The organism is Shimia sp. FJ5, assembly GCF_032918335.1.
Classification (GTDB): Bacteria; Pseudomonadota; Alphaproteobacteria; order Rhodobacterales; family Rhodobacteraceae; genus Shimia; species Shimia aestuarii_A.
This window is the reverse complement of record NZ_JAWJUV010000005.1, coordinates 87,839-108,353: the sequence shown is the minus strand read 5'-3', so window position 1 is coordinate 108,353 and position 20,515 is coordinate 87,839. Positions and strand designations below refer to the sequence as shown.

Annotated in this window: 22 protein-coding genes and 2 tRNA genes; 5 read left to right on the top strand and 19 right to left on the bottom strand. The window is 63.0% G+C overall.

The genetic code is table 11. The annotated features are described in order from the left end of the window. Positions 1-10 precede the first annotated feature (10 nt). Positions 11-1,366 (bottom strand): formimidoylglutamate deiminase, encoded by a 1,356-nt coding sequence (locus R1W01_RS15675; RefSeq protein ID WP_297757999.1) that lies wholly within the window; start codon positions 1,364-1,366, stop codon positions 11-13. A gap of 89 nt (positions 1,367-1,455) precedes the next feature. Between R1W01_RS15675 and hutI the strand changes: the two genes are divergently transcribed. From hutI to hutU, 4 genes are read left to right on the top strand one after another with little or no spacing between them, the layout of a single operon-like run. Then, positions 1,456-2,673: an imidazolonepropionase gene (gene hutI, locus R1W01_RS15670; protein ID WP_297758002.1), complete on the top strand. Its 1,218-nt coding sequence runs from the start codon at positions 1,456-1,458 to the stop codon at positions 2,671-2,673. Continuing rightward, on the top strand, positions 2,661-4,199 hold the full coding sequence (hutH, locus tag R1W01_RS15665; protein WP_297758005.1) for a histidine ammonia-lyase: 1,539 nt from the start codon (positions 2,661-2,663) through the stop codon (positions 4,197-4,199). The genes hutI and hutH overlap by 13 nt, the downstream gene beginning before the upstream one ends. Next, positions 4,196-4,993, top strand: coding sequence for an N-formylglutamate deformylase (gene hutG, locus R1W01_RS15660; protein ID WP_297758008.1), 798 nt, complete (start codon positions 4,196-4,198; stop codon positions 4,991-4,993). Before hutH ends, hutG begins: the two co-directional genes overlap by 4 nt. Further along, on the top strand, positions 4,993-6,657 hold the full coding sequence (gene hutU, locus R1W01_RS15655; RefSeq protein ID WP_297758011.1) for a urocanate hydratase: 1,665 nt from the start codon (positions 4,993-4,995) through the stop codon (positions 6,655-6,657). The genes hutG and hutU overlap by 1 nt, the downstream gene beginning before the upstream one ends. A gap of 26 nt (positions 6,658-6,683) precedes the next feature. Here the strand turns inward: hutU and R1W01_RS15650 are convergent, their stop codons facing one another. From R1W01_RS15650 to R1W01_RS15575, 16 genes are all read right to left on the bottom strand, one after another. Continuing rightward, a complete protein-coding gene (locus tag R1W01_RS15650; RefSeq protein WP_297758014.1) occupies positions 6,684-7,373 on the bottom strand; it encodes a GntR family transcriptional regulator in 690 nt (229 codons plus the stop codon). A gap of 199 nt (positions 7,374-7,572) precedes the next feature. Beyond that, a tRNA-Phe gene (locus R1W01_RS15645) sits at positions 7,573-7,647 on the bottom strand. Positions 7,648-7,772: 125 nt separating this feature from the next. Then, complete coding sequence (locus R1W01_RS15640; protein ID WP_243614800.1) at positions 7,773-7,955, bottom strand: DNA gyrase inhibitor YacG; 183 nt, start codon at positions 7,953-7,955, stop codon at positions 7,773-7,775. Continuing rightward, positions 7,952-8,974 (bottom strand): ribonuclease E/G, encoded by a 1,023-nt coding sequence (locus R1W01_RS15635; RefSeq protein WP_297758019.1) that lies wholly within the window; start codon positions 8,972-8,974, stop codon positions 7,952-7,954. Before R1W01_RS15635 ends, R1W01_RS15640 begins: the two co-directional genes overlap by 4 nt. Next, positions 8,971-9,549 carry a Maf family protein gene (locus R1W01_RS15630; protein ID WP_243614802.1) on the bottom strand — a complete coding sequence of 193 codons (579 nt, stop codon included), beginning with the start codon at positions 9,547-9,549 and terminating at the stop codon, positions 8,971-8,973. Before R1W01_RS15630 ends, R1W01_RS15635 begins: the two co-directional genes overlap by 4 nt. 44 nt (positions 9,550-9,593) lie before the next feature. Beyond that, positions 9,594-9,812 carry a translation initiation factor IF-1 gene (infA, locus tag R1W01_RS15625; RefSeq protein WP_224826370.1) on the bottom strand — a complete coding sequence of 73 codons (219 nt, stop codon included), beginning with the start codon at positions 9,810-9,812 and terminating at the stop codon, positions 9,594-9,596. Positions 9,813-9,892: 80 nt separating this feature from the next. Then, complete coding sequence (locus R1W01_RS15620; protein ID WP_297758028.1) at positions 9,893-10,783, bottom strand: carbon-nitrogen hydrolase family protein; 891 nt, start codon at positions 10,781-10,783, stop codon at positions 9,893-9,895. A gap of 75 nt (positions 10,784-10,858) precedes the next feature. Beyond that, entirely contained in the window at positions 10,859-11,443 is a 585-nt protein-coding gene (locus R1W01_RS15615) for a GNAT family N-acetyltransferase (RefSeq protein ID WP_297758030.1), read from the bottom strand. Beyond that, the gene (locus R1W01_RS15610) at positions 11,440-11,835 is read right to left on the bottom strand and encodes a ketosteroid isomerase-related protein (protein ID WP_297758033.1); all 396 of its coding nucleotides are present in this window, start codon (positions 11,833-11,835) and stop codon (positions 11,440-11,442) included. Before R1W01_RS15610 ends, R1W01_RS15615 begins: the two co-directional genes overlap by 4 nt. Positions 11,836-11,924: 89 nt before the next feature. After that, on the bottom strand, positions 11,925-12,374 hold the full coding sequence (locus R1W01_RS15605) for a low molecular weight phosphatase family protein (protein ID WP_297758036.1): 450 nt from the start codon (positions 12,372-12,374) through the stop codon (positions 11,925-11,927). 7 nt (positions 12,375-12,381) lie between these two features. Then, positions 12,382-12,861: a UPF0262 family protein gene (locus R1W01_RS15600; RefSeq protein WP_243614807.1), complete on the bottom strand. Its 480-nt coding sequence runs from the start codon at positions 12,859-12,861 to the stop codon at positions 12,382-12,384. 61 nt (positions 12,862-12,922) lie between these two features. Then, a complete protein-coding gene (gene hisD / locus R1W01_RS15595) occupies positions 12,923-14,224 on the bottom strand; it encodes a histidinol dehydrogenase (RefSeq protein WP_297758042.1) in 1,302 nt (433 codons plus the stop codon). Positions 14,225-14,307: 83 nt separating this feature from the next. Then, positions 14,308-14,814 (bottom strand): DUF1772 domain-containing protein, encoded by a 507-nt coding sequence (locus tag R1W01_RS15590; protein WP_297758045.1) that lies wholly within the window; start codon positions 14,812-14,814, stop codon positions 14,308-14,310. A gap of 191 nt (positions 14,815-15,005) precedes the next feature. After that, positions 15,006-15,485 (bottom strand): DUF2948 family protein, encoded by a 480-nt coding sequence (locus R1W01_RS15585; protein WP_297758048.1) that lies wholly within the window; start codon positions 15,483-15,485, stop codon positions 15,006-15,008. After that, positions 15,482-16,750, bottom strand: a complete 1,269-nt coding sequence (gene murA, locus R1W01_RS15580) for a UDP-N-acetylglucosamine 1-carboxyvinyltransferase (RefSeq protein ID WP_297758051.1) — start codon at positions 16,748-16,750, stop codon at positions 15,482-15,484. Before murA ends, R1W01_RS15585 begins: the two co-directional genes overlap by 4 nt. Positions 16,751-16,754: 4 nt before the next feature. Beyond that, a complete protein-coding gene (locus R1W01_RS15575) occupies positions 16,755-16,916 on the bottom strand; it encodes a hypothetical protein (protein WP_243614733.1) in 162 nt (53 codons plus the stop codon). Positions 16,917-17,003: 87 nt separating this feature from the next. Here R1W01_RS15575 and R1W01_RS15570 point away from each other — a divergent pair. Next, a tRNA-Thr gene (locus tag R1W01_RS15570) sits at positions 17,004-17,078 on the top strand. Positions 17,079-17,225: 147 nt separating this feature from the next. On the opposite strand, the gene R1W01_RS15565 is transcribed toward R1W01_RS15570, so the two are convergent. Then, positions 17,226-19,337, bottom strand: a complete 2,112-nt coding sequence (locus tag R1W01_RS15565) for an autotransporter domain-containing protein (RefSeq protein WP_317275310.1) — start codon at positions 19,335-19,337, stop codon at positions 17,226-17,228. Between the two features lie 124 nt (positions 19,338-19,461). Continuing rightward, positions 19,462-20,427 carry an agmatinase gene (gene speB, locus R1W01_RS15560; RefSeq protein ID WP_297758059.1) on the bottom strand — a complete coding sequence of 322 codons (966 nt, stop codon included), beginning with the start codon at positions 20,425-20,427 and terminating at the stop codon, positions 19,462-19,464. Between the last annotated feature and the right edge of the window lie 88 nt (positions 20,428-20,515).

Here is a 20,515-nt window from a genome sequence, read left to right as displayed (position 1 = left end):
GCAACACATCCTACGCGTGCACCAGTTCCCGCATCGCCGCCCGGTAGCGTTCAACGACCTGCGCGCGCCGGATATGACGACCGTCGCGCACCATATGCCGCCCAGCGCTCCAGACATCCGTGACCACATTGTCCTTCGCGGCAAAAACCAACCCATCGAGAAGCGAGTCGCGGGACAGCGCGCAAAGCGACGGGGCCTGACTGTTGATCGCAACAAGATCGGCGAGCATGCCGGGCGCAACCGCCCCGGCCTCCCGCGCAAGAGCCTGCGCCCCGCCTCGCGCCGCCGAACTGTATAGAAACGCCCCCACCGACCCTTCGCCGGGCGTAAGGACGTTGCGGCTCGTATCACGAAGGCGCTGCGAATATTCCAACGTCCGAAGCTCTTCTGTGAGCGAGATATTGACGTTGGAATCCGATCCGATCCCGAACCGACCTCCCGCAGCGACATAGTCCGGTCCGTTGAACGGGCCATCGCCAAGATTGGCCTCTGTGATCGGACAAAGCCCCGCCACCGCACCGGACCCTGCAAGACGGCGGGTCTCGGTGCCGGTCATATGGGTGGCATGAATAAGACACCAACGCGCGTCCACAGAGTGATGATCCAAGAGCCACTCGACCGGCCGCGCCCCAAGCCACGCTTCGATCTCCTCGACCTCGCGCGGCTGTTCCGCGATGTGGATATGGATGGGCCCCTCCCCATGCCCGGCAACGACGCGCCCAAGGTCTTCCGGCGAAGTCGCGCGCAACGAATGCGGCGCAATGCCAAGACGCGCATCGCTCGGCAAATCCCGAAGCCCGGACGACGCCGCCGCAACCAACGCCTGAAACCCGTCCACATCATTGCCAAAACGGGTCTGCCCCGCGCCCAAGGCCGCCTGCTGCGCCCCACCATAGCTATAAAGCACCGGCAGGTGCGTCAGGCCGATACCCGTCTCAGAGGTCGCCGCAAAAATGCGCTCTGACAGTTCCGCGATATTGTCATAGGACGCGCCGCCGGGCTGGTGATGCACATAGTGGAATTCTCCCACACTGGCATAGCCCGCTTCCAACATCTCGACATAGACCTGCGCGGCAATCGCTTCGATCTGTTCAGGCGAAAGGCGGTCCATGAACCGGTACATGAGCGCGCGCCAGGTCCAGAAACTGTCGCGCCCCGCCTGCCGGACCTCCGTCATTCCCGCCATGGCGCGCTGAAACGCATGGCTGTGCAGGTTGCCAAGCGCCGGCAAAAGCGCGTCGACCCGCGCATCGCCATCCACCGCAGGCACATCCCGCTCTACCGAAGAAATACGCCCATCCACCACTGTCAGGCGCACATCGGTTGCCCAACCATCCTCTAGCAAGGCTTGCTTCGCGTGTATCATCAGTTTATTTCCGGACTTAATATCGTTATGTATAGACATATAAGCGAGTCGTCGCTACTAGGAAAGTGTAAACTCAAGAGACGTTCCCCATGACCTCCGCCCCATACCTGCTGACCAACTTGACAGCCGCCACACTGACCGCCCCCGGCCCCTATGGCCTGATCCCGGATGCGGTGATTGCGGTCGAGGCCGGGCGCGTGCGTTGGGTCGGCCCGCGCGCCGCCCTCCCCAAGGATCTGGTCGTTCGCGATCAGGTCGATCTGGGCGGACGCCTGGTCACGCCGGGATTGATCGATTGCCACACCCATCTGGTCCATGGCGGCAATCGCGCCGCTGAGTTCGAGATGCGTCTGAACGGAGCCAGCTACGAAGAAGTGGCCCGCGCAGGGGGTGGCATCGTCTCGACCGTGCGCGCCACCCGCGAAGCGAGCGAAGAGGCGCTGTTGGACGCAGCCCTCTGCCGCGCCGATGCGCTGATCGCGGAAGGCGTGACCACGCTCGAGATCAAATCTGGCTACGGTCTGGATATCGAGACCGAACTGCGCATGTTGCGCGTCGCCCGCGCGGTGGAGACAAAGCGACCGGTGCGGGTCAGAACCTCGTTCCTCGGCGCCCATGCCGTGCCGCCCGAATACACGGGACGCGCCGACGCCTATATCGACGACATCTGCCTCCCGGCCTTACGCGCCGCACATGAACAAGGTCTTGTCGATGCGGTGGATGGGTTCTGCGAAGGCATCGCCTTCTCTCCCACTCAGATCGCCCGCGTCTTCGATCTGGCGAAGGAACTCGACCTCCCGGTGAAGCTCCACGCCGAACAGTTGTCCAATCTCGGCGGCGCAGCGATGGCCGCAGGCTATGGCGCGCTCTCCGCAGATCACATCGAATACCTCGACACCGCGGGCGTCACCGCCATGGCCAAATCCGGAACCGTCGCCGTGCTTTTGCCGGGGGCCTTCTACACGCTGCATGAAACCCAAGCGCCGCCCGTCCAGACTTTGCGCGACCAAGGCGTCCCAATCGCATTGGCCACCGACGCCAACCCCGGCTCCTCTCCGCTGACATCGCTTCTATTGACGATGAATATGGGCTGCACCCTCTTCCGCCTGACACCGGAAGAAGCCCTGCGCGGCGTGACGGTGCATGCGGCCCGCGCCCTCGGCTTGAAGGACGTGGGCACAATCGCCTGCGGCCAACGCGCCGATCTGGCGGTCTGGTCTGTCGAAGACCCCGCAGAACTTGCCTACCGCATCGGCTTCAACCCGCTGCACACGCGTATTTTCGGAGACGCTCCATGTCGACACTGACCCTGACCCCCGGCACAGCGACACTTGCCGATCTTGCCCATATCTACCATGACGCCGCCGCCGTGCGTCTCGCCCCGTCGAGCCACGCCGCAATCCACGCCGCCGCCGCGCGGATCAAAGCCGCCGCCAATGGCGAGGCGGCCGTGTATGGCGTGAACACCGGCTTTGGCAAACTGGCATCGGTCAAGATTGCCGCCGAGGATACGGCCACCCTGCAGCGGAACCTGATCCTGTCGCATTGCTGCGGCGTCGGTGATCCGATTCCGCGCGCACAGACACGACTGATGATGGCGCTGAAACTCCTGAGCCTCGGGCGCGGCGCCTCGGGCGTGCGGATGGACCTTGTCGTGCTCATCGAAGAGATGCTGGCCCAGGACGTGACCCCTGTGATCCCGGTGCAGGGCTCGGTCGGTGCCTCGGGCGATCTGGCGCCGCTCGCGCATATGGCGGCGGTGATGATGGGGCACGCCGAAGCGACCTTCCAAGGCGAAACCCTTCCCGGTGCCGAAGCCTTGAACCGTGCCGGGCTGGCGCCGGTAGAGTTCGGCGCCAAGGAAGGGCTCGCGCTGATCAACGGCACGCAGTTTTCGACGGCCTTCGCCCTTGCAGGGCTGTTCGACGCATGGCGCGCGATGCAATCGGCGCTGGTGACCTCGGCCATGTCCACCGACGCGATCATGGGCTCAACCGCTCCGTTACAACCCGAGATTCACGCCCTGCGCGGCCACGCCGGCCAGATCGAGGCAGCCGCCTGCATGCGCAGCCTTCTGGATGGCTCTGAAATACGCGAAAGCCACCGCACCGGCGATACACGGGTGCAAGACCCCTATTGCATCCGGTGCCAACCACAAGTGACCGGCGCCGCCATCGACATGTTGCGCATGGCAGGCCGCACGCTCGAGATCGAAGCCAACGCCGCGACAGACAATCCGCTCGTGCTGAGCGACCCCGACCTGATCGTGTCGGGTGGGAACTTTCATGCCGAACCGGTGGGATTCGCCGCCGACATGATCGCGCTGGCCGTCGCCGAGATCGGCGCCATCGCGCAGCGCCGCATCGCGTTGATCGTAGACCCGACCCTGAGCTTCGATCTGCCGCCTTTCCTGACCCCCGCGCCGGGCCTGAACTCGGGCCTGATGATCGCAGAAGTCACCACCGCAGCCCTGATGAGCGAGAACAAGCATCTCGCAAACCCCTGTGTGACCGACTCCACCCCGACCTCGGCAAACCAAGAGGATCACGTCAGCATGGCGGCGCATGGCGCGGTGCGACTGGGGCGTATGGTGGCCAATCTCGAACGCATCCTCGGCGTTGAACTGCTCTGCGCTGCGCAAGGCATCGAATTCCGCGCCCCGCTTCGCACAAGCCCACCGCTTGCCGCCGTCCTGAGCCACCTGCGCAAAAGCGTGCCGACACTCACCGAAGATCGCTACATGGCGCCCGATCTGGAAGTGGCGGCCACACTGGTGCGCGACGCTGCCCTTACCGGCGCAGCCCAAACCCTCATGCCGGAGCTTTGCGTATGACACCGGTCGAGATCATACGCGGAGACAGCCCGATCGTTCTGGGACTGCCGCATACCGGCACCTGGCTCCCCGAAGAGGTCCGCGCCCAACTGAATCCGCGCGGCCAAGGGCTCGAGGATACCGATTGGCACATCGACAGGCTCTACGACGGGCTATTGCCCGGCGTGACCACCGTGCGCGCGACCTTCCATCGCTACCTGATCGACGCCAACCGCGATCCATCCGGCCATAGCCTTTATCCCGGCCAGAACACGACCGGGCTGGTGCCTCTGACGGATTTCGATGGGGAGCCAATCTGGGATCGACCACCGGACAACACCGAGATCGAGGATCGTCGACAGGCCTATCACGCCCCTTACCACCGCGCGCTACAGACCGAGTTGGAGCGGGTGCGCGCCTTGCACGGCGTCGCCATCCTCTATGATTGCCATTCGATCCGAAGCCGAATTCCGTTCCTCTTCGACGGCCTCCTGCCCGACTTCAACATCGGCACGAACCTCGGCACCACCTGCGCCCCACAGATCGAGACCACGGTACACAAGATCGCGCAAGCCGCGGAAGGGTTCAGCACAACCCTCAATGGCCGCTTCAAGGGCGGCTGGACCACGCGCCACTACGGCCGCCCCGACACAGGCATCCATGCGATCCAGATGGAACTGGCGCAATCGACCTATCTCACCGAGGAAACACCCCCCTGGGCCTTCGATGACGCAAAGGCCGAGCGGCTCCGCCCTCACCTCTCCGAAATACTTGCAACACTGGCCAGCCTGGCCCCGATCCTTGGAGGCAAATGATGACCAATCCCCGCCACAACATCCGTGACATCTTTCCCGACACCGGTCCCGAGATCACCGCCAAAAGCTGGCTGACCGAAGCGCCGATGCGGATGCTGATGAACAACCTGCACCCCGAGGTCGCAGAGAACCCGCATGAATTGGTGGTCTACGGCGGCATCGGTCGGGCCGCGCGCACATGGGACGACTTCGACACCATCGTCGCAAGCCTCAAGACCCTTGAAGACGACGAAACCCTGCTGGTGCAATCCGGCAAACCGGTCGGCGTGTTTCGCACCCATAAAGACGCCCCGCGTGTCCTGATCGCGAATTCCAACCTCGTGCCGCACTGGGCCAACTGGGACCATTTCAACGAGCTCGATAAGAAAGGGCTCGCAATGTATGGCCAGATGACCGCCGGGTCATGGATCTACATCGGATCGCAAGGCATCGTGCAGGGCACCTATGAGACCTTCGTGGAAGCAGGCCGCCAGCACTATGACGGCACCCTCAAAGGCCGTTGGATTCTGACCGGCGGCCTCGGAGGCATGGGCGGCGCACAACCCCTTGCCGCGGTGATGGCGGGGGCCTGCTGCCTTGCGGTGGAATGCGACGAAACCCGCGCCGATTGCCGCCTGCGCACCCGCTATGTCGATGAGAAAACCCATAGCCTCGACGAAGCTCTGGCAATGATCGACCGCTGGACCAAAGCAGGCGAAGCCAAATCCGTGGCCCTGATCGGCAATGCCGCAGATGTCTTTCCCGAACTGGTCAAGCGCGGCGTGCGCCCCGATATCGTGACCGACCAGACCTCGGCCCACGATCCAATCCACGGCTACCTGCCACAAGGCTGGAGCGTCGCGGAGTGGCGTGAGAAACAGGAAAGCGACCCCAAGGCGGTCGAGAAAGCCGCCCGCGCCTCGATGAAGACCCATGTCGCCGCGATGGTCGATTTCTGGAACGCAGGCGTGCCAACCTTGGACTACGGCAACAACATCCGGCAGGTGGCTCTCGAAGAAGGGCTTGAAAACGCCTTTGCCTTCCCCGGCTTCGTGCCCGCCTATATCCGCCCGCTCTTTTGCCGCGGCATCGGCCCGTTTCGCTGGTGCGCCCTCTCTGGCGACCCGGAAGACATCTACAAGACCGACGCCAAGGTGAAAGAACTTGTCGAAGACGCCCACCTGCACAACTGGCTCGACATGGCCCGCGACCGCATCAGCTTCCAAGGCCTGCCCGCGCGCATCTGCTGGGTGGGCTTGGGTGTACGCCACAAGCTCGGCCTCGCCTTCAACGAAATGGTCCGCAACGGCGAGCTCAAAGCCCCTGTGGTGATCGGGCGCGACCACCTCGATAGCGGCTCTGTCGCATCGCCCAACCGCGAGACTGAGGCGATGAAAGACGGTTCTGACGCCGTGTCCGACTGGCCGCTCCTGAACGCCCTCCTCAACACGGCAAGTGGCGCAACATGGGTCTCGCTGCACCACGGTGGCGGCGTCGGCATGGGCTTCTCACAGCACTCCGGCATGGTGATCTGCTGCGACGGCACCGAAGACGCCGACAGACGCATCGCCAACGTGTTGTGGAACGATCCCGCAACAGGCGTCATGCGACACGCGGATGCCGGGTACGATATTGCCAGGGACTGCGCGAAAGAGCACGGGCTCAACCTGCCCGGCATCCTCTGACCGCGCGCCGCGCCGCGCGCGCGCGTCTAGTATTGCGTGGTCATCCTATGGCCACGCTGATACGTCAGCCGCACCAATGTGATCGCCTTCCCCTGAAGCCAGGTCGTACGCTCAGTGCGAAACAACGCCTGGCCCACGGAACAGCCCAGATGATCAGCCAGATCGCGATCCGCCTCGACCGCCGAGAAACTGATCTCGGCGTTTGAAAACGGCAGTTCTGCCACAAGCCACTCATTCGGCCCGGCCCCCGAGAAATCCGCATCCCGCACGGCAGGAACGGTCCGCGGATTGATCCAGCGATCTTCATGCTGATAAGGCATACCATCAGCATAATGCATACAGACAAGGTGTAGGATATCCTGCCCTGGCTCCAGATCGAGCCGCCCCCGGAGCCAGTCCGGCGCCACCAGCAAGGACCGCGCGACCAAGGCATAGCGATACTCCGCCCCCTGCGCCTCGATCTCTTCCCGAACAATCGGAATCGAGAAACGCGCCTGCCGGATCGGAGAGGTTCGCACCCGCGTCCCCGCCTTACGCTTGCGCTCGACAATCCCCTCGTCGGCCAGCTCCCGCATCGCCCTGTTCACCGTGGCGCGTGCGCAACCGTAGCTTTCGGCAAGGTCAATCTCGCTCGGCATCAGACTCCCCGGCGGCATCACACCACGCTCGATCTGATTGAGAAGATCGGCTTTGACTTCCTTGAAGCTCACAGTCATTGGCGCCGCCCCCTCTTGCCGCAATCGGATCCGGCACAATGGCTCTGACCCTCTTGCCACACACCATACTGACTCGGCCACAAAGAAAGAAGCCAAGACCCACGCGCCGCCGCATCCCGAAAGGCAAACACCCTCACAAAGCAAAGCGGCAGACAAACCGCCCAAGCGGCCCAACATCCCACAAAGAAGTCTTGATAAGTGGTGCCCGGGGGCGGAATCGAACCACCGACACGAGGATTTTCAATCCACTGCTCTACCCCTGAGCTACCCGGGCACGGGTGAACATCGCTGTTCGGGTTGCGGCGTTCTATGTCAGCTAACTGGGGCTGTCCAGAGGGTTTTCGCAAAAAAATGTCAAAGCGCGGGGCGCCTTGCGACGCGGCGGCTGGACCGGGCGCCTTAGTGGATCGGATCGCCGCGCTTTTCGAGCTCTTCAAGGGCTTCCAGCGCCTCCTCCGGGTCTTCCGACGGCACCGCATAGTCGCCGCTAAGCCACTTGCCGAGGTCCACGTCGGCACAGCGCTTGGAGCAGAACGGGCGATATGCCTTGACCGTCTCTTTGTCGCAAATCGGACAGCTCATGGCAGCAGCCCCCGGATCGCCACGCGGGCGCGTTTGCGCTGAAGCTCATAATGGCCAAGCGGCGTCCAACCCGCCATCACCGTGTCGATCCCGTCCGCCTTGAGCGCGGCGCGCAGCGCGGTCTCGAAGGGGCGGCGCTCCTTCTTGGGCATCGGGGCGAGGTCGATCGTCACCTGCCCGCCAAGCCCCCGCAGGCGGAGCTGGCGCGGGATCTCCCGCGCGGCGGCCATATTGGCCTTGATCCCGGCGGCGGGCGAGGTATCCGCGCCGGTGTTCACGTCCACCGCGACAAGCGCGCGGGTCGGCTCCACGAAAAGGAACGCACCGCCCCCCATCGCCACCTTGGCGCTCTTGAGATCCTCAAGCGCATCGAGCACGCCGTGATCCTCGAAACAGCCCGCCCGCGTCACGATGTCCGCCGGCGCAACCCATTCGCGCCAGGCCTCTTCATGTGGCCCGTCGCCTTCGGTGAGCTTTTCCATCTCGCCCGCAGCATCGGCCATCACGGCGCGCGCCATCTCTTCCATGGCGGCAATATCTTCGGCGATCTCGCCCGCCTCGGCCTCGGCGCAGGACGACCGCAGGATGAGGCCCATCTCGCTGCCGTCCATAACCTCATGCGCGATCCCGAGAAGCGTCTCGCGCAGGTCGTCATCCTTGATCGAGCGGCTTATGTTGAGGCCCGGTGCCTCGGGCGTGACGATGGCATAGCGGCTCTTGAAGAGGATCTTCTGCGTCACCGGGATCGCCTTGCCGTCCTCTGCCATCCCCGTGACCTGCACGAGGAGCGTCTGGCCGGGCGCAAGCCCCTTGACCTGACGCAGAAAGCCCATGCCGTCGGGCGTCTTGACGAACATGCCGCCTTGCCCCTTCACGGGCCGATCCGCCACCGCGCGATAAATCGCGCCGGGGCGCGGCGTATCGCCATCAATGAGCACATCGTCAAGCTTGCCATCGACCATCAAGGCCGCCGCTTCGCGCTCTCCGATATGATCGAGCAGGATTTGCCGTCCCTTCATGCCGTCCCTCCATAGAGCGGGTAGCCCGCCGCCTGTAAGAGCGCCGCCGTCTCGGCCACGGGCAGGCCCATGATGGCGCTGTAGGATCCGCTGATCCAGGGGATAAACGCGCCTGCGGGCCCTTGGATCCCATAGCCCCCGGCCTTGCCCTGCCAATCCCCGCTGGCAAGGTAAGCGTTCAACTCGTCATCCGACAACCGTTTCATCTTGACCGCGCTCTCGACCGTGCGCTCCCAGAGCCTATCGCCCCGGCGCACCGCGACCGAGGTGATGACCCGGTGCCGCCGCCCGCCAAGCGCAACAAGAAAGGCCGCCGCCTCGCCGGCATCGCGCGGTTTGCCCATGATGCGCCGCCCCATCGCCACGGTGGTATCGGCGCAAAGCACGATATCGTCTGGCCCGGCCTCAACGGCCGCGGCCTTCTCGCGGGTGATACGTTCGCAATAGGGTCGGGGAAGCTCGCCCTTTCGGGGGTCTTCGTTGATCTCGGGCGGGCGGATCGCATCCGCCACAACACCGATCTGCGCAAGCAGTTCCCTGCGGCGCGGACTGCCGGAGCCGAGGATAAATGTCATGCCATCGGTCCTGTCATCTGCCGCGCCACGAGGGCCGTTTCCGCCTACTTGAAGCGATAGTTGATCCGCCCCTTGGACAGATCATAGGGGGTCATCTCGACCTGCACTTTGTCGCCAGCCAGAACACGGATGCGGTTCTTACGCATCTTGCCTGCCGTGTGCGCGATGATGGTATGGCCGTTTTCCAGCTCGACCAGGAATGTCGCATTCGGCAGGAGTTCCTTCACGACACCGGGAAATTCGAGCAGTTCTTCCTTGGCCATGTTTTCTCCTTTAAAAAGCACCCGCCATGCGCGGGATGCCCTTAAATGGTCCCAAACGTCCTGATTTTCAAGGCCGATTCTCAGGGCAGCGGGATATATGTGACCTCCCCGTCACGTGCCCCCTGTTCCGCCCAATGGGTCCGGTTGCGCACACCTCCGGCCCGTCGCACCTCGGCCACGGCCGAAAGGTCCGCCTCGCCATAGGTCCATGCGGGCGCATTGAGCACCCCTTCGGCAATCACGCCGGTCGCCGGAAACCCCTTATCAGGCGGGCCAAAGACGCCGCCTGCGCCGGTGTTCATGTCAACCGCATCGCACCACCCCGCCGGCCCCACGACCGAGGCCATCGCGGTCACGCATTGCTGCTCAAGCGCACGCGCCATCGCCCCGATCCGCACCCGCCAATAGCCCGCAAGCGCCTCGGTACAACTCGGCACAAGGATCACATCACAGTCCGCAAGCGCCCGTCCCAAAAGGGGAAATTCGCTGTCATAGCAGATGAGAACCCCGATCTTGCCAAGCGCCGTCTCGAAAATCTTGAGCGGCCCGCACCCGACAACATCCCACGGATCGCGCTCGTAAAGCGTCATGATCTGCTTGTCCTGATAGCCCACGGCACCGCTCGGGCTGATGAAATGCGCGCGATTGACGGGTCGGTCATCGGGCCGCACGCCGCCGTCGAAAACAGGCCCGGACCCACCGAGGATATACACCCCATGCTCCGCCGCGAGCTTCTGGTGCAGCTCGGTGGCCGCTCCCATCCGCTCCGATACCGCCTTTGACGCCGCCTCAAGGTCCGCCGCAACCTCCGCGCCCGCAAGCGTCGCAAGCTCCATCGCACCGTATTCGGGAAAGACGAGCAGTTCTGCACCCTCTCCGGCGGCCTCCGCCACCCAGGCCGCCTGCTTGTCCTCGTATTGCGCCCAGCTCTCGAGGAAATCGAGCGGATACCCCGCCGTTGCAATCTTCATCCCTACGCCCCCTCTTCCTCTTGCCTAAAATATCCCGGGGTGAATTGGCCGCTTGCGGCCAAGAGGGGCTGGCCCCTAAATCTCCCGCATCCAGAATTGCAGCGGCTTCTCCGTCTCGCAATCCCGATCCACATCCTTCCAAGAGAAATGCGCCACGACACCGGAAAGCGGTGCATAGCCACGCTTCCTCCAGAACGGATCGAGCGGCGCATAGCCCTCCGGGCGAAGCGGGTGATCCTCCGGGCGCACCACGCCGCAAAAGGCGCATTTCGCAAAACCCAAACCGCGCGCATGCGCCTCGCGCAGATCGAAAAACGCGTGCCCGATCCCCTGTCCGCGATACTCCGGAAGGAGGACCGATTCCGCGCAGTAGAAGACCTCGCCAAGGTCGACCCCCGTCCCCTCGAAGGCCGCCGCGAAATCCTCGGCGTGATCTGCCAGCGGTGTGCCCGTCGCCGCGCCGATCAACCGCTCCCCATCAAACGCGCCCACAAGCACCGCGCCATCGCTGTCGCGGTAGCTCTGCAAGTAGTCCCGCTCATAGGCGAGATCGCCGTCATAGAGATAGGGAAACGCCCGAAACACCTCGATCCGAAGCCGCGCCACATCGTCGAGCGCCGCCTCAAGCTCTGCCCCCCGAAGACCCCGCGTCTCGATCATGAGACCTGCTGGATCCAGTCGGAGAGGTTGTAATAGGTCGTCACCCGCGTGATCTTGCCATCCTCGAGCGTAAAGAACCCGCCCGCCGGAAGGCGATAGTCCTGCCCTTTCGCTTCGGGCAAATCACCATCCGTCTTGAGATAGGTTCCGTTGACGACGAACTCCGCCGCGCCGCGCGTCCCGTCCTCACTGGCAAAGACCACCATATCGGTGAGGGTCTCGCGATAGCATTCCGCCATATGGGCACAGAAATCCGCGAAAGCCTCCTTGCCGCTCCGCCGATCGCCCTCGTTCACGTCATGCACGAACTTGTCCGAAAGACAGTCTGCCATCCCCGCGATATCGCCCGCATTGAAGGCGTCGTAATAGCGTTGGATCGTTTCTTTGCTCATGGGGATCTCCGTCTCTTTGTCCTGCGCCGACCCTGTCACGCCCCGGCCCGCGCCGAACGCCCTTTTGCGACCGCGCCGCGCGGAAAACGTCAGGGCGCGCCCCAGCGTTCCTTGAACCGCGCGATGATCTCGTCCCGCGCCCCGCGATAGGCCTCTAGCCTCTGCTCGCGCGTCTCGCCAATGCCGCAAGGATCGCTGATCGGCCAGTACTCCACCTCGCAATGGCTATAGCGGGTGAGGTCTTGAACCTCCCTGCGGCTCGCCGGTGTGAGTGCAACCACGAGGTCGAAGGACGAAATCGGATCGCCCCATTTCTCCATCTCCTCGAAACTGCGCGAGCGATGCCGCGAAAGCTCGACCCCCATCTCCTGACAGACCGTGATGGCGAACCCGTCAATCTCGAGATCGTTCTTGATCCCCGCCGATTGCACATAGGTATCGGTTCCGTAGAACTGCTTCATGATACCCTCGGCCATGGGCGAGCGCACCGCGTTGTGATCGCAGCAGAACAAGACAGACTGTGGCAGCTCCTCCCCCAAGATGCCCCTACCCTCCGAAATGCAGAACGCAGATCAGCGTGAACAAACGCCGCGCGGTGTCATGGTCGACCTCGGCTTTCCCCTTGAGCCTCTCGCCAAGGATGCGCGCACCCTCGTCGTGAATCCCTCGGCGCGCCATGTCGATGGTCTCGATCTGGCTCGGCGGCATGTTCTTCACCGCGTCATAGTAGCTCTCGCAAATGGCCCAGTAATCCTTGACCACCTGCCGGAACGGCGACAACGAAAGATGAAACTCCGCCGCCTTCTCCCCGCCTTCCGTCGCAATATCAAAGACAAGCCGCTTTTCACGGATCGAAAGCTCGACCTCAAACGGCCCTTCCGGAACCGCCCTGTCCTCCCGTTCGGGCAGGTCGAAACTATTCTCTTCGAGAAGATCAAACATCGCGACCTTGCGTTCCTGCTCGATCTCCGTCGTCGGAGGCGGCAGGTTGCTGTCGTCGATCTGGATTTTGCTGATCCGGGACATGGGATTCACACTCGCTCGCTAATTGGCAAAATGAGTAGCCGATCCCCCTTGGCAGGGCAATCTACTCGTTCAGCGCATCAAGCCGCGCGCGCACCGAAAGACCATGCGCCTCAAGGCTTTCCGAGATCGCAAGCGTCTCTGCCGCCGGCCCAATCGCCCGCAGGCTCTCAAGCGTCATCTTCGAAAGCGTCGTGCGCTTGATGAAATCCATCACGCTAAGCCCCGAGGAAAACCGCGCCGAGCGCGCCGTCGGAAGAACGTGGTTCGGTCCGCCGACATAATCGCCGATGGCCTCGGGTGTGTATTGCCCAAGGAAGATCGCGCCCGCATGGGTGATCTTCTCCGACAGCGCATCCGGGTCCGCGACACACAGTTCAAGGTGCTCCGGCGCGATGCGGTTCGACAGCTCCGCCGCCTTGTCGAGATCGGCCACCGTGATGACCGCCCCATAATCGCGCCAGCTCTTGCCCGCGATCTCGCGTCGCTCGAGCGTCTCAAGGCGTTTCTCGACCGCCTCGGCCACCGCGCGCCCAAACGCCGCATCGTCCGTGATGAGGATCGACTGCGCGCTCTCGTCGTGCTCGGCCTGACTCAAAAGATCAAGCGCGATCCAATCCGGGTTGTTATCCTTATCTGCGATCACCAAAATCTCTGACGGCCCCGCGATCATGTCGATCCCGACCTTGCCAAAGACCCGCCGTTTCGCCGCCGCGACAAAGGCATTACCCGGCCCGGTGATCTTGTCCACGGGCGCGATGGTCTCAGTGCCATACGCCAGCGCCGCCACCGCCTGCGCCCCGCCGATGCGGTAAATCTCGTCCACGCCCGCGATCTTCGCCGCCAAAAGGACAAGCGGATTGGCAATGCCATCCGGCGTCGGCACCACGATGGCCAGCCGCTCCACCCCGGCAACCTTCGCCGGGATCGCGTTCATCAAAACCGACGAGGGATAAGACGCCAAGCCGCCGGGCACATAAAGCCCCGCCGCCGAAACCGGCGTCCAGCGCCAGCCCAAAGTCGCGCCACTCTCATCGGTCCAGCTCTGGTCCTCCGGCATCTGCCGCGCGTGATAGGCTCGGATACGCTCCGCCGCCAACTCAAGCGCCGCACGATCCGCGTCATTCACCTCTGCACAATAGGCCTCGATCTCGTCTTCCGAGAACCGCAGCGTCTCGGGCGTCAACTCAAGCCGGTCAAACTTCGCCGTCAGTTCAAGAACCGCCGCATCGCCCCGTGCACGCACATCGGCGATGATCCCCGCCACCACGGCATCGACATCCGGGCTATCCTCGCGCTTGGCCCCAAGAAGCTGGGCAAAGTCGCTCTCGAAATCGGCGGCAGTCGCATCAAGAAATACGGGCATCACGGCTCTCCTTTGCCCCGCTCAATACAAGGGGTTCAAAGGGGGCGCAACGGGGGGAAGCCCCCCAAACGCAGGGTGGGTTTTCAGCCCACCACCCGCGACCCCCGTGCCAGCGTCCAAATCCCCGCCCCGACACAAAGCAACGTCACCCCGGAGACCACCGTCCGTGCGATGTTCCAGACCTGCCAGCGTTCTGAGTATGCGCGCCAGATCTCACCCGCCTCCGCCGTGTTCGGATCGACAAGCGCAAGCGCCTCGTTCATCGGCACGTTGACACTCACCGTGAGGATCATTCCCCCAATAAGGTAGATCACCCCGCCAATCCCGAACGCCGCCCCGGCGCGCGCCGCCCCCGTGCGCCACGCGACAAACCCGGTCAGCAGGAGAACAAAGGGCGTGCCAAAGAATGCCGGCGCAAAGACCGCATTGCGCACCGAGGCATTCATCCCCTGCATCGCCGCAATCGCCGTCTCGGGGGCAAGCTGATCAAGCCCCCACATGGTCGAACAGACCCAGGCATAGAAGAAACCGAAAATCGCCCCGGACAGGAGCAGCGAAAGAGGGGCCAGAACGGCGAGCAATGCACGCATGAAAGCAATCCTTGAAAATGAACAAACTATGGCTTCAACGTGCGTCGCAACGGGTTCCGTCGCAACGCGCGCTCAATTAATCCCGAAATCCTCTGATCCTGCACGGACGCAATACCGACGGAATACCGACGTGATACCGAAATGCGTTTTGCCGCGAAATCAGCGCGTTAACCGTGATTCGCCCCGAGGGATCAGATCTCGTGCGTCGGTGCCTTGCCCGAAGGCGCGCGATAGGGCCGCGTCACATCCTTGAGCGTCACTTCAAGCGCCTCGACCTTGAGACGGATCGCCCCATCGCCCGCCAGCGTCAAAAGGACAAACCCCGCCCCGTCCTCGCCCGGCTCGAAGGTCACAGAAAGCAGGGACAGGATCGTATCGGCGTCCTTGCGGTCGATCCCCTGCGAGGCGACGCCAAGCACATTATCAACGACAAGAACCGCCTGCACACGTTCTAGGTCACGCCCCCGGCGCTCGGCCCGCGGCGCATCCTCCCAACGGAACCTATTGATAAGCAAGGCAAATCTCCGCTCCCCTGCGCGCCACTGCATTTCCGTCGCGGGGAATACAGCGTCCTGTGTCAGAGAGGACAGAACCCCGAGATCCTCAAGGTCCAGCGCCCCAAGGTTCAGCGGCGCTTCGCCGCCATCTTCAAACCGTGCGTCTTCGCTCACCGTGCTGTCACCCTTTCGATATGGGCCCCCACATTGCCGAGTTTTTCCTCGACCCGCTCATAGCCGCGATCGAGGTGATAGACCCGGTTCACAACTGTTTCGCCCTCTGCCGCCATCGCCGCAAGGATGAGCGACACCGACGCCCGCAGGTCCGTCGCCATCACCGGCGCGCCTTTGAGACGCTCAACGCCCGTAACGGTCGCCGTCCCCCCCTGCACGTCGATTTCCGCCCCCATCCGCATCAGCTCAGGAGCATGCATGAACCTGTTTTCAAAGATTTTTTCCTCGAGAACCGAGGTGCCTTCCGCGGTGCACATCAAGGCCATCATCTGCGCCTGAAGGTCGGTCGGAAAGCCCGGAAACGGTTCGGTCATGACGTCCACCGCCTTCACCCGACCATTGCCGCGCGTGACCTTGATGCCGCGCTCTGTCTGCTCAACGGAAATCCCCGCCGCATCAAGCTTCTCGCAAAACGCACCAAGCAATTCGATCCGCCCGCCAAGACATTCCACCTCACCGCCACAGATCGCCGGGGCAAGCATATAGGTGCCAAGTTCGATCCGGTCGGTGACAACCGGATGTGTCGCGCCGTGCAGGCGGTCGACGCCCTGAACTTCGATCCGGCTCGTCCCGTCGCCCTCGATCTGCGCGCCCATCGCCCGCAGGCAGGTTGCAAGGTCAACGATCTCCGGCTCGCGCGCGGCGTTGTTGATGACCGTGGTGCCCTTGGCAAGTGTCGATGCCATAAGGATATTTTCCGTCGCGCCCACCGAAGGAAAGTCGAGGTCGATGACCGTCCCCTTGAGGCCCTTCGGCGCCTTGGCGTGCAGGTAGCCTTCCTTGAGCTCGATCTCCGCGCCCAGCGCCATAAGCCCCTTTTCGTGCAGGTCCATCGGCCGTGTCCCGATCGCACAGCCCCCCGGCAGCGATACAACCGCCTGCCCGAGACGCGCCAGCATCGGACCAAGCACAAGGTTCGAGGCGCGCATCTTGCGCACGATGTCATACTCGGCCACGTGGTTGTCGAGATCATGGCTCGACATCGCCAGAACCTTGCCCTCCTGCAACGCGCTGACCTCGGCCCCAAGCGAGCCCAGAAGCTCGGTCATGGTGCGGATATCCGAGAGCCGCGGCGCATTGGTGAGCGTCAGCGGTTCTTCGCTCAGAAGCGTCGCCGGCATCAACGTCAGACAAGCGTTCTTCGCCCCGGCGATGGGAATTGTGCCCTTAAGCGGGCCATTTCCCCGCACGATAATCGAATCCATGTGCCTAGCCTTCGCTGCTCTCGTCGTTGTCTTTTGCCTGATCGCCCGCGGCCCTGGCCCGCGCCTGAGCCTTTCTGCGCCCCATATTCGCCTTGAGTGCCGCCTTGAGGCGATCCTCGCGCGACTTGCCGGAGTCTTGTTTCTTGCGGGGTTGATCTCGTTCCATGACCTTTCCTTACATGACGTGCAAAAAAGGGTCCAGATTGGGGTTGCGCTGGTCAAACTTTGAGTCTAAATCCCGCGCCACGGTAATGCTGTGGTAGCTCAGTGGTAGAGCGCACCCTTGGTAAGGGTGAGGTCGGGAGTTCAATCCTCCCTCACAGCACCATTCCCCCCCCCAACAATCCTGCGTGCCACACTGCGATGTCGCATTCGCGTCGGCTGTGGCTTTGCCCTGTGCGCCCGCTCGGCTTCAAACCAAAAGGCCCACGCCCCGTTCTCTTCGGGCATGGGCCTCTCGCGGTTGCCCGATGGCTCAGAAATGCATCTGCAAACCGATCCCTCCGGTCACAACAGCGCCACCGCCATAGGCCGATTGCGTCACACCAAGTGACACGTCGAACGCCATCCCGTTGCCAAGGCTATGGACATACTGTGCATTTGCGAATCCGCGGGTTTCATGCGTCACCTGCGCCCCCGCGACCGAAAAGGTCGTCATGCCCGGAACCGCCGATGTGCCGGTCACAGGGTTGGTACTGCGGTCAAGATCGACATCAAGCCCCCCTGAAAGACGAAGCTGCCCGCGCGGCCCCGCCGCCATATCCGCATGCACCCCGAGTCGCGCCACGGTCCAGCTCTGGTCATAGTCGTCATAGGTCAGCGGGAAAGTGACCCCGTTGCTTTCGGTATAGCCATCGCGGCTTACCTCGGTGTGGCGCAGCGCGGCAAAGGGTGTAAGCCGCATCGACCCACGATCCATGCCATAACCAATCTCTGCCTGAAGGCTTGTCGCCGCTAGCTTGCTGCTGCCAAGCCCGGCTTCTGTGCTCGACAGGCTCGCATCGCGCAGGATGTTCACATCGCCGCCGATATGAGACGCCCCAATTTTCCAGGTCAGGCCCGCGCCATGTGGATTGCCACGGAGCCAAAGCCCCCCGGCGACAAGCGTCCCGTCCACGTCAAGCCCGGCGAGATCACCATCTTCATTGGCAAGCCCCAAATACCCGCCAAGCACCAGGTTGCTGTCTTCAAGCGCAAGCGCCGCGCTCACGCCGCCGACCGTGGCACCGGTGCCATCACCGCCGCTCGTCCCAAGGGTAAAGCGCAGCGCATAAGGCACCCGCGCCGCGCCGCCCTGTGTCGAAACCACCCCGCCGGACTGTCCTCCCATACCGGGGGTCAGCTCGTTGCCGAGAATCCCTTCCGCGCTTTGGCCAAGATCGCTCATCGCATTGGCCTGTTCCTGCGCGTTGGTGCCGATCTGCGTCGTGGTGTTCTGAAGGTCGAGCACCGGACCGCCGCCCCAGACAAAGGCGCGGTTGCCGTCGATACTATCGCCATAGCCAACCACGACATTGCCGTCGTCACTGACGCTGAATGCATAGCTCCAACTGCCGCCCTCGAGCACGCCAAGCTCGGTCAGACCGTCCTCTTCATGCCAGTGAAACGCCCGCGATCCATTCAACGTATCGACGATCCCGACCACGACACTGCCATCGCCGTTCACATCCTCCGCACTGGATCCCTTGTAGGGTCCACCGACCGTGCCGAGGTCCGTCATCCCTTCGCCTTCAACCCAGCGGAAAGCATGTCTCTGCGTCGCCACCTCCGAGATCTCGATCGGGTTCGCAGAAGGATCCGGCACCGTGACCTCGCTCCGTCCCACGACGACGGAACCATCGGCGTTCACAGCCTTGGCCCAGGAGTAGTCCCCGCCAGCCAGCGTGCCGAGATCCTGCATCCCCTCGCCTTCAACCCAGCGGAACGCGCGGGTCTGCCCCGTGCTCAAACCGGAATCTCCGACCACGACATCCCCGGCATCATTGACGCCATAGGCATAGGCAAAGCTGCCGCCAAGGTTGCCGATATCTTGCATTCCCTCGCCTTCGACCCAGCGAAATGCGCTTTGATACGCAATCGAGGGTGAGAGCGTTGGGTCTTGGCCCGGTGAACTACGATCTACCCGCCCAACAACCACGCTGCCATCCGCGTTCACACCATAGGCATAGGCATTCGCATAATCTTCCAACATCACGAGCTCGGACCAACCGCCGTCCTCGGTGTAGCGCCAAGCGCCGTTATGACCGTTGGCATAAAGCGAAGCGACGGCCACGCTCCCATCCCGGTTCACGTCATAGATGTTTCCGACATGCCAAATCCCGGTCGGGCCTCCGACATATTGCGTCCCATCCTCCTTGGTCCAGGTCACGATAAAAGGGGTGTATCCGCGACGGTTCGACGTCGCCCAAACAACTTTGCCGTCGCCGCTGACATAGGCGTCACCTGTGGCATGGTGATGTATGTTCAGCGGCTCGACAAGATCGGCATCATCAAGAGGGTTCTCAGCCTCCTGCGCCATCGCGACAGGCACAAGGAGCGAGGTCAACGCAGTGGTCAGGAGGGCTTTGGCAAGGGTGGAGTGATGCATCATCATGCCTTTCACAATGCAGATATTCAAACTTCTGCAATTATCCATCCTTCCCGCGCAGGAATCCTTGCGCTAGATCAACTTTCCCTCTTGATGTCAGGCGATCCTCCCCGTTGCTCCCGAGCTAGGTCTTCGCGGCTTTCTCCGCGAGCAGGCAAAGCAGTTCGAACATCACCGACACGCCAAGAAACGCTGTCGCCCCGCTCTGGTCGAACGGCGGCGACACCTCGACAAGATCGGCGCCCACGATGTTCAGCCCCCGTAGCTTGCGCACCACCTGAAGCGCCTCGAAACTGTTCGGCCCGCCAACCTCGGGCGTGCCGGTACCGGGGGCAAAGGCCGGGTCGATGAAATCAATGTCATAAGAGACATAGGTCTCCGCCTCGCCCACGATCTCGCGCGCCTCGGTCATCACATCGTCAAGCCCGCGTGCGAAATACTCCTCGATGGGAATCACCCGCACGCCAACCGCGTCGGCGAAATCCCGGTCCTCGCTATCATAGGCCGTGCCGCGAATCCCGATCTGCACCACGCGTTTGGGATCAAGAAGCCCCTCTTCAATCGCACGGCGGAATGGTGTGCCGTGGGTATATTGCGTGCCGCCGAAATAATCCTTGAACAGGTCCGTATGGCTATCGAAATGCACCATACCAACCGGCCCCGCCTTGGCGACCGACCGCAGGATAGGTAGCGAACAAAGGTGATCGCCCCCGCCTGTGAGAGGCAGAATACCGCCCGCCACTACGCGGTCATAGAACGCCGTGATCCGCTCCATGCTGTCGATGATATCGGCCGGGTTCGGCGCCACGTCGCCAAGGTCGGCGCAATTGACCAACTCGAAGGGCCGCACGCCTGTCGCCCCGTTCTGTGCCCGGATCATCGTTGACATGTCGCGCAACTGGCGCGGCCCGTGGCGCGGCCCCGGACGGTTCGTCGTGCCACTATCCCATGGCGTCCCGATCAACCCGACCTGCACCTCGCCGATCCGCGCGCCCTCAAGGTCCACATGCGGCAAGCGCATGAAGGTCGGCACACCGGCAAACCGCGGCAGGTCAAAACCGGAAATCGGCTGAAAAAAGGGATCGCTCATCTTGGCCTCCAAACAGGGATCAATCCCGCCGACCCTAGCCTCCTGATCCCCCCGCGCAAGCATCCTCGCGCGCCCCGCAGCGCGCATG

Bases quoted from the DNA above. Each gene is read 5' to 3' on its own strand.
- R1W01_RS15675 (WP_297757999.1), bottom strand. From the start codon at position 1,366: ATGATACACGCGAAGCAAGCCTTGCTAGAGGATGGTTGGGCAACCGAT.
- hutI (WP_297758002.1), top strand. From the start codon at position 1,456: ATGACCTCCGCCCCATACCTGCTGACCAACTTGACAGCCGCCACACTG.
- hutH (WP_297758005.1), top strand. From the start codon at position 2,661: ATGTCGACACTGACCCTGACCCCCGGCACAGCGACACTTGCCGATCTT.
- hutG (WP_297758008.1), top strand. From the start codon at position 4,196: ATGACACCGGTCGAGATCATACGCGGAGACAGCCCGATCGTTCTGGGA.
- hutU (WP_297758011.1), top strand. From the start codon at position 4,993: ATGACCAATCCCCGCCACAACATCCGTGACATCTTTCCCGACACCGGT.
- R1W01_RS15650 (WP_297758014.1), bottom strand. From the start codon at position 7,373: ATGACTGTGAGCTTCAAGGAAGTCAAAGCCGATCTTCTCAATCAGATC.
- R1W01_RS15640 (WP_243614800.1), bottom strand. From the start codon at position 7,955: ATGAGCTGTCCGATTTGCGACAAAGAGACGGTCAAGGCATATCGCCCG.
- R1W01_RS15635 (WP_297758019.1), bottom strand. From the start codon at position 8,974: ATGAAGGGACGGCAAATCCTGCTCGATCATATCGGAGAGCGCGAAGCG.
- R1W01_RS15630 (WP_243614802.1), bottom strand. From the start codon at position 9,549: ATGACATTTATCCTCGGCTCCGGCAGTCCGCGCCGCAGGGAACTGCTT.
- infA (WP_224826370.1), bottom strand. From the start codon at position 9,812: ATGGCCAAGGAAGAACTGCTCGAATTTCCCGGTGTCGTGAAGGAACTC.
- R1W01_RS15620 (WP_297758028.1), bottom strand. From the start codon at position 10,783: ATGAAGATTGCAACGGCGGGGTATCCGCTCGATTTCCTCGAGAGCTGG.
- R1W01_RS15615 (WP_297758030.1), bottom strand. From the start codon at position 11,443: ATGATCGAGACGCGGGGTCTTCGGGGGGCAGAGCTTGAGGCGGCGCTC.
- R1W01_RS15610 (WP_297758033.1), bottom strand. From the start codon at position 11,835: ATGAGCAAAGAAACGATCCAACGCTATTACGACGCCTTCAATGCGGGC.
- R1W01_RS15600 (WP_243614807.1), bottom strand. From the start codon at position 12,861: ATGTCCCGGATCAGCAAAATCCAGATCGACGACAGCAACCTGCCGCCT.
- hisD (WP_297758042.1), bottom strand. From the start codon at position 14,224: ATGCCCGTATTTCTTGATGCGACTGCCGCCGATTTCGAGAGCGACTTT.
- R1W01_RS15590 (WP_297758045.1), bottom strand. From the start codon at position 14,814: ATGCGTGCATTGCTCGCCGTTCTGGCCCCTCTTTCGCTGCTCCTGTCC.
- murA (WP_297758051.1), bottom strand. From the start codon at position 16,750: ATGGATTCGATTATCGTGCGGGGAAATGGCCCGCTTAAGGGCACAATT.
- R1W01_RS15575 (WP_243614733.1), bottom strand. From the start codon at position 16,916: ATGGAACGAGATCAACCCCGCAAGAAACAAGACTCCGGCAAGTCGCGC.
- R1W01_RS15565 (WP_317275310.1), bottom strand. From the start codon at position 19,337: ATGCATCACTCCACCCTTGCCAAAGCCCTCCTGACCACTGCGTTGACC.
- speB (WP_297758059.1), bottom strand. From the start codon at position 20,427: ATGAGCGATCCCTTTTTTCAGCCGATTTCCGGTTTTGACCTGCCGCGG.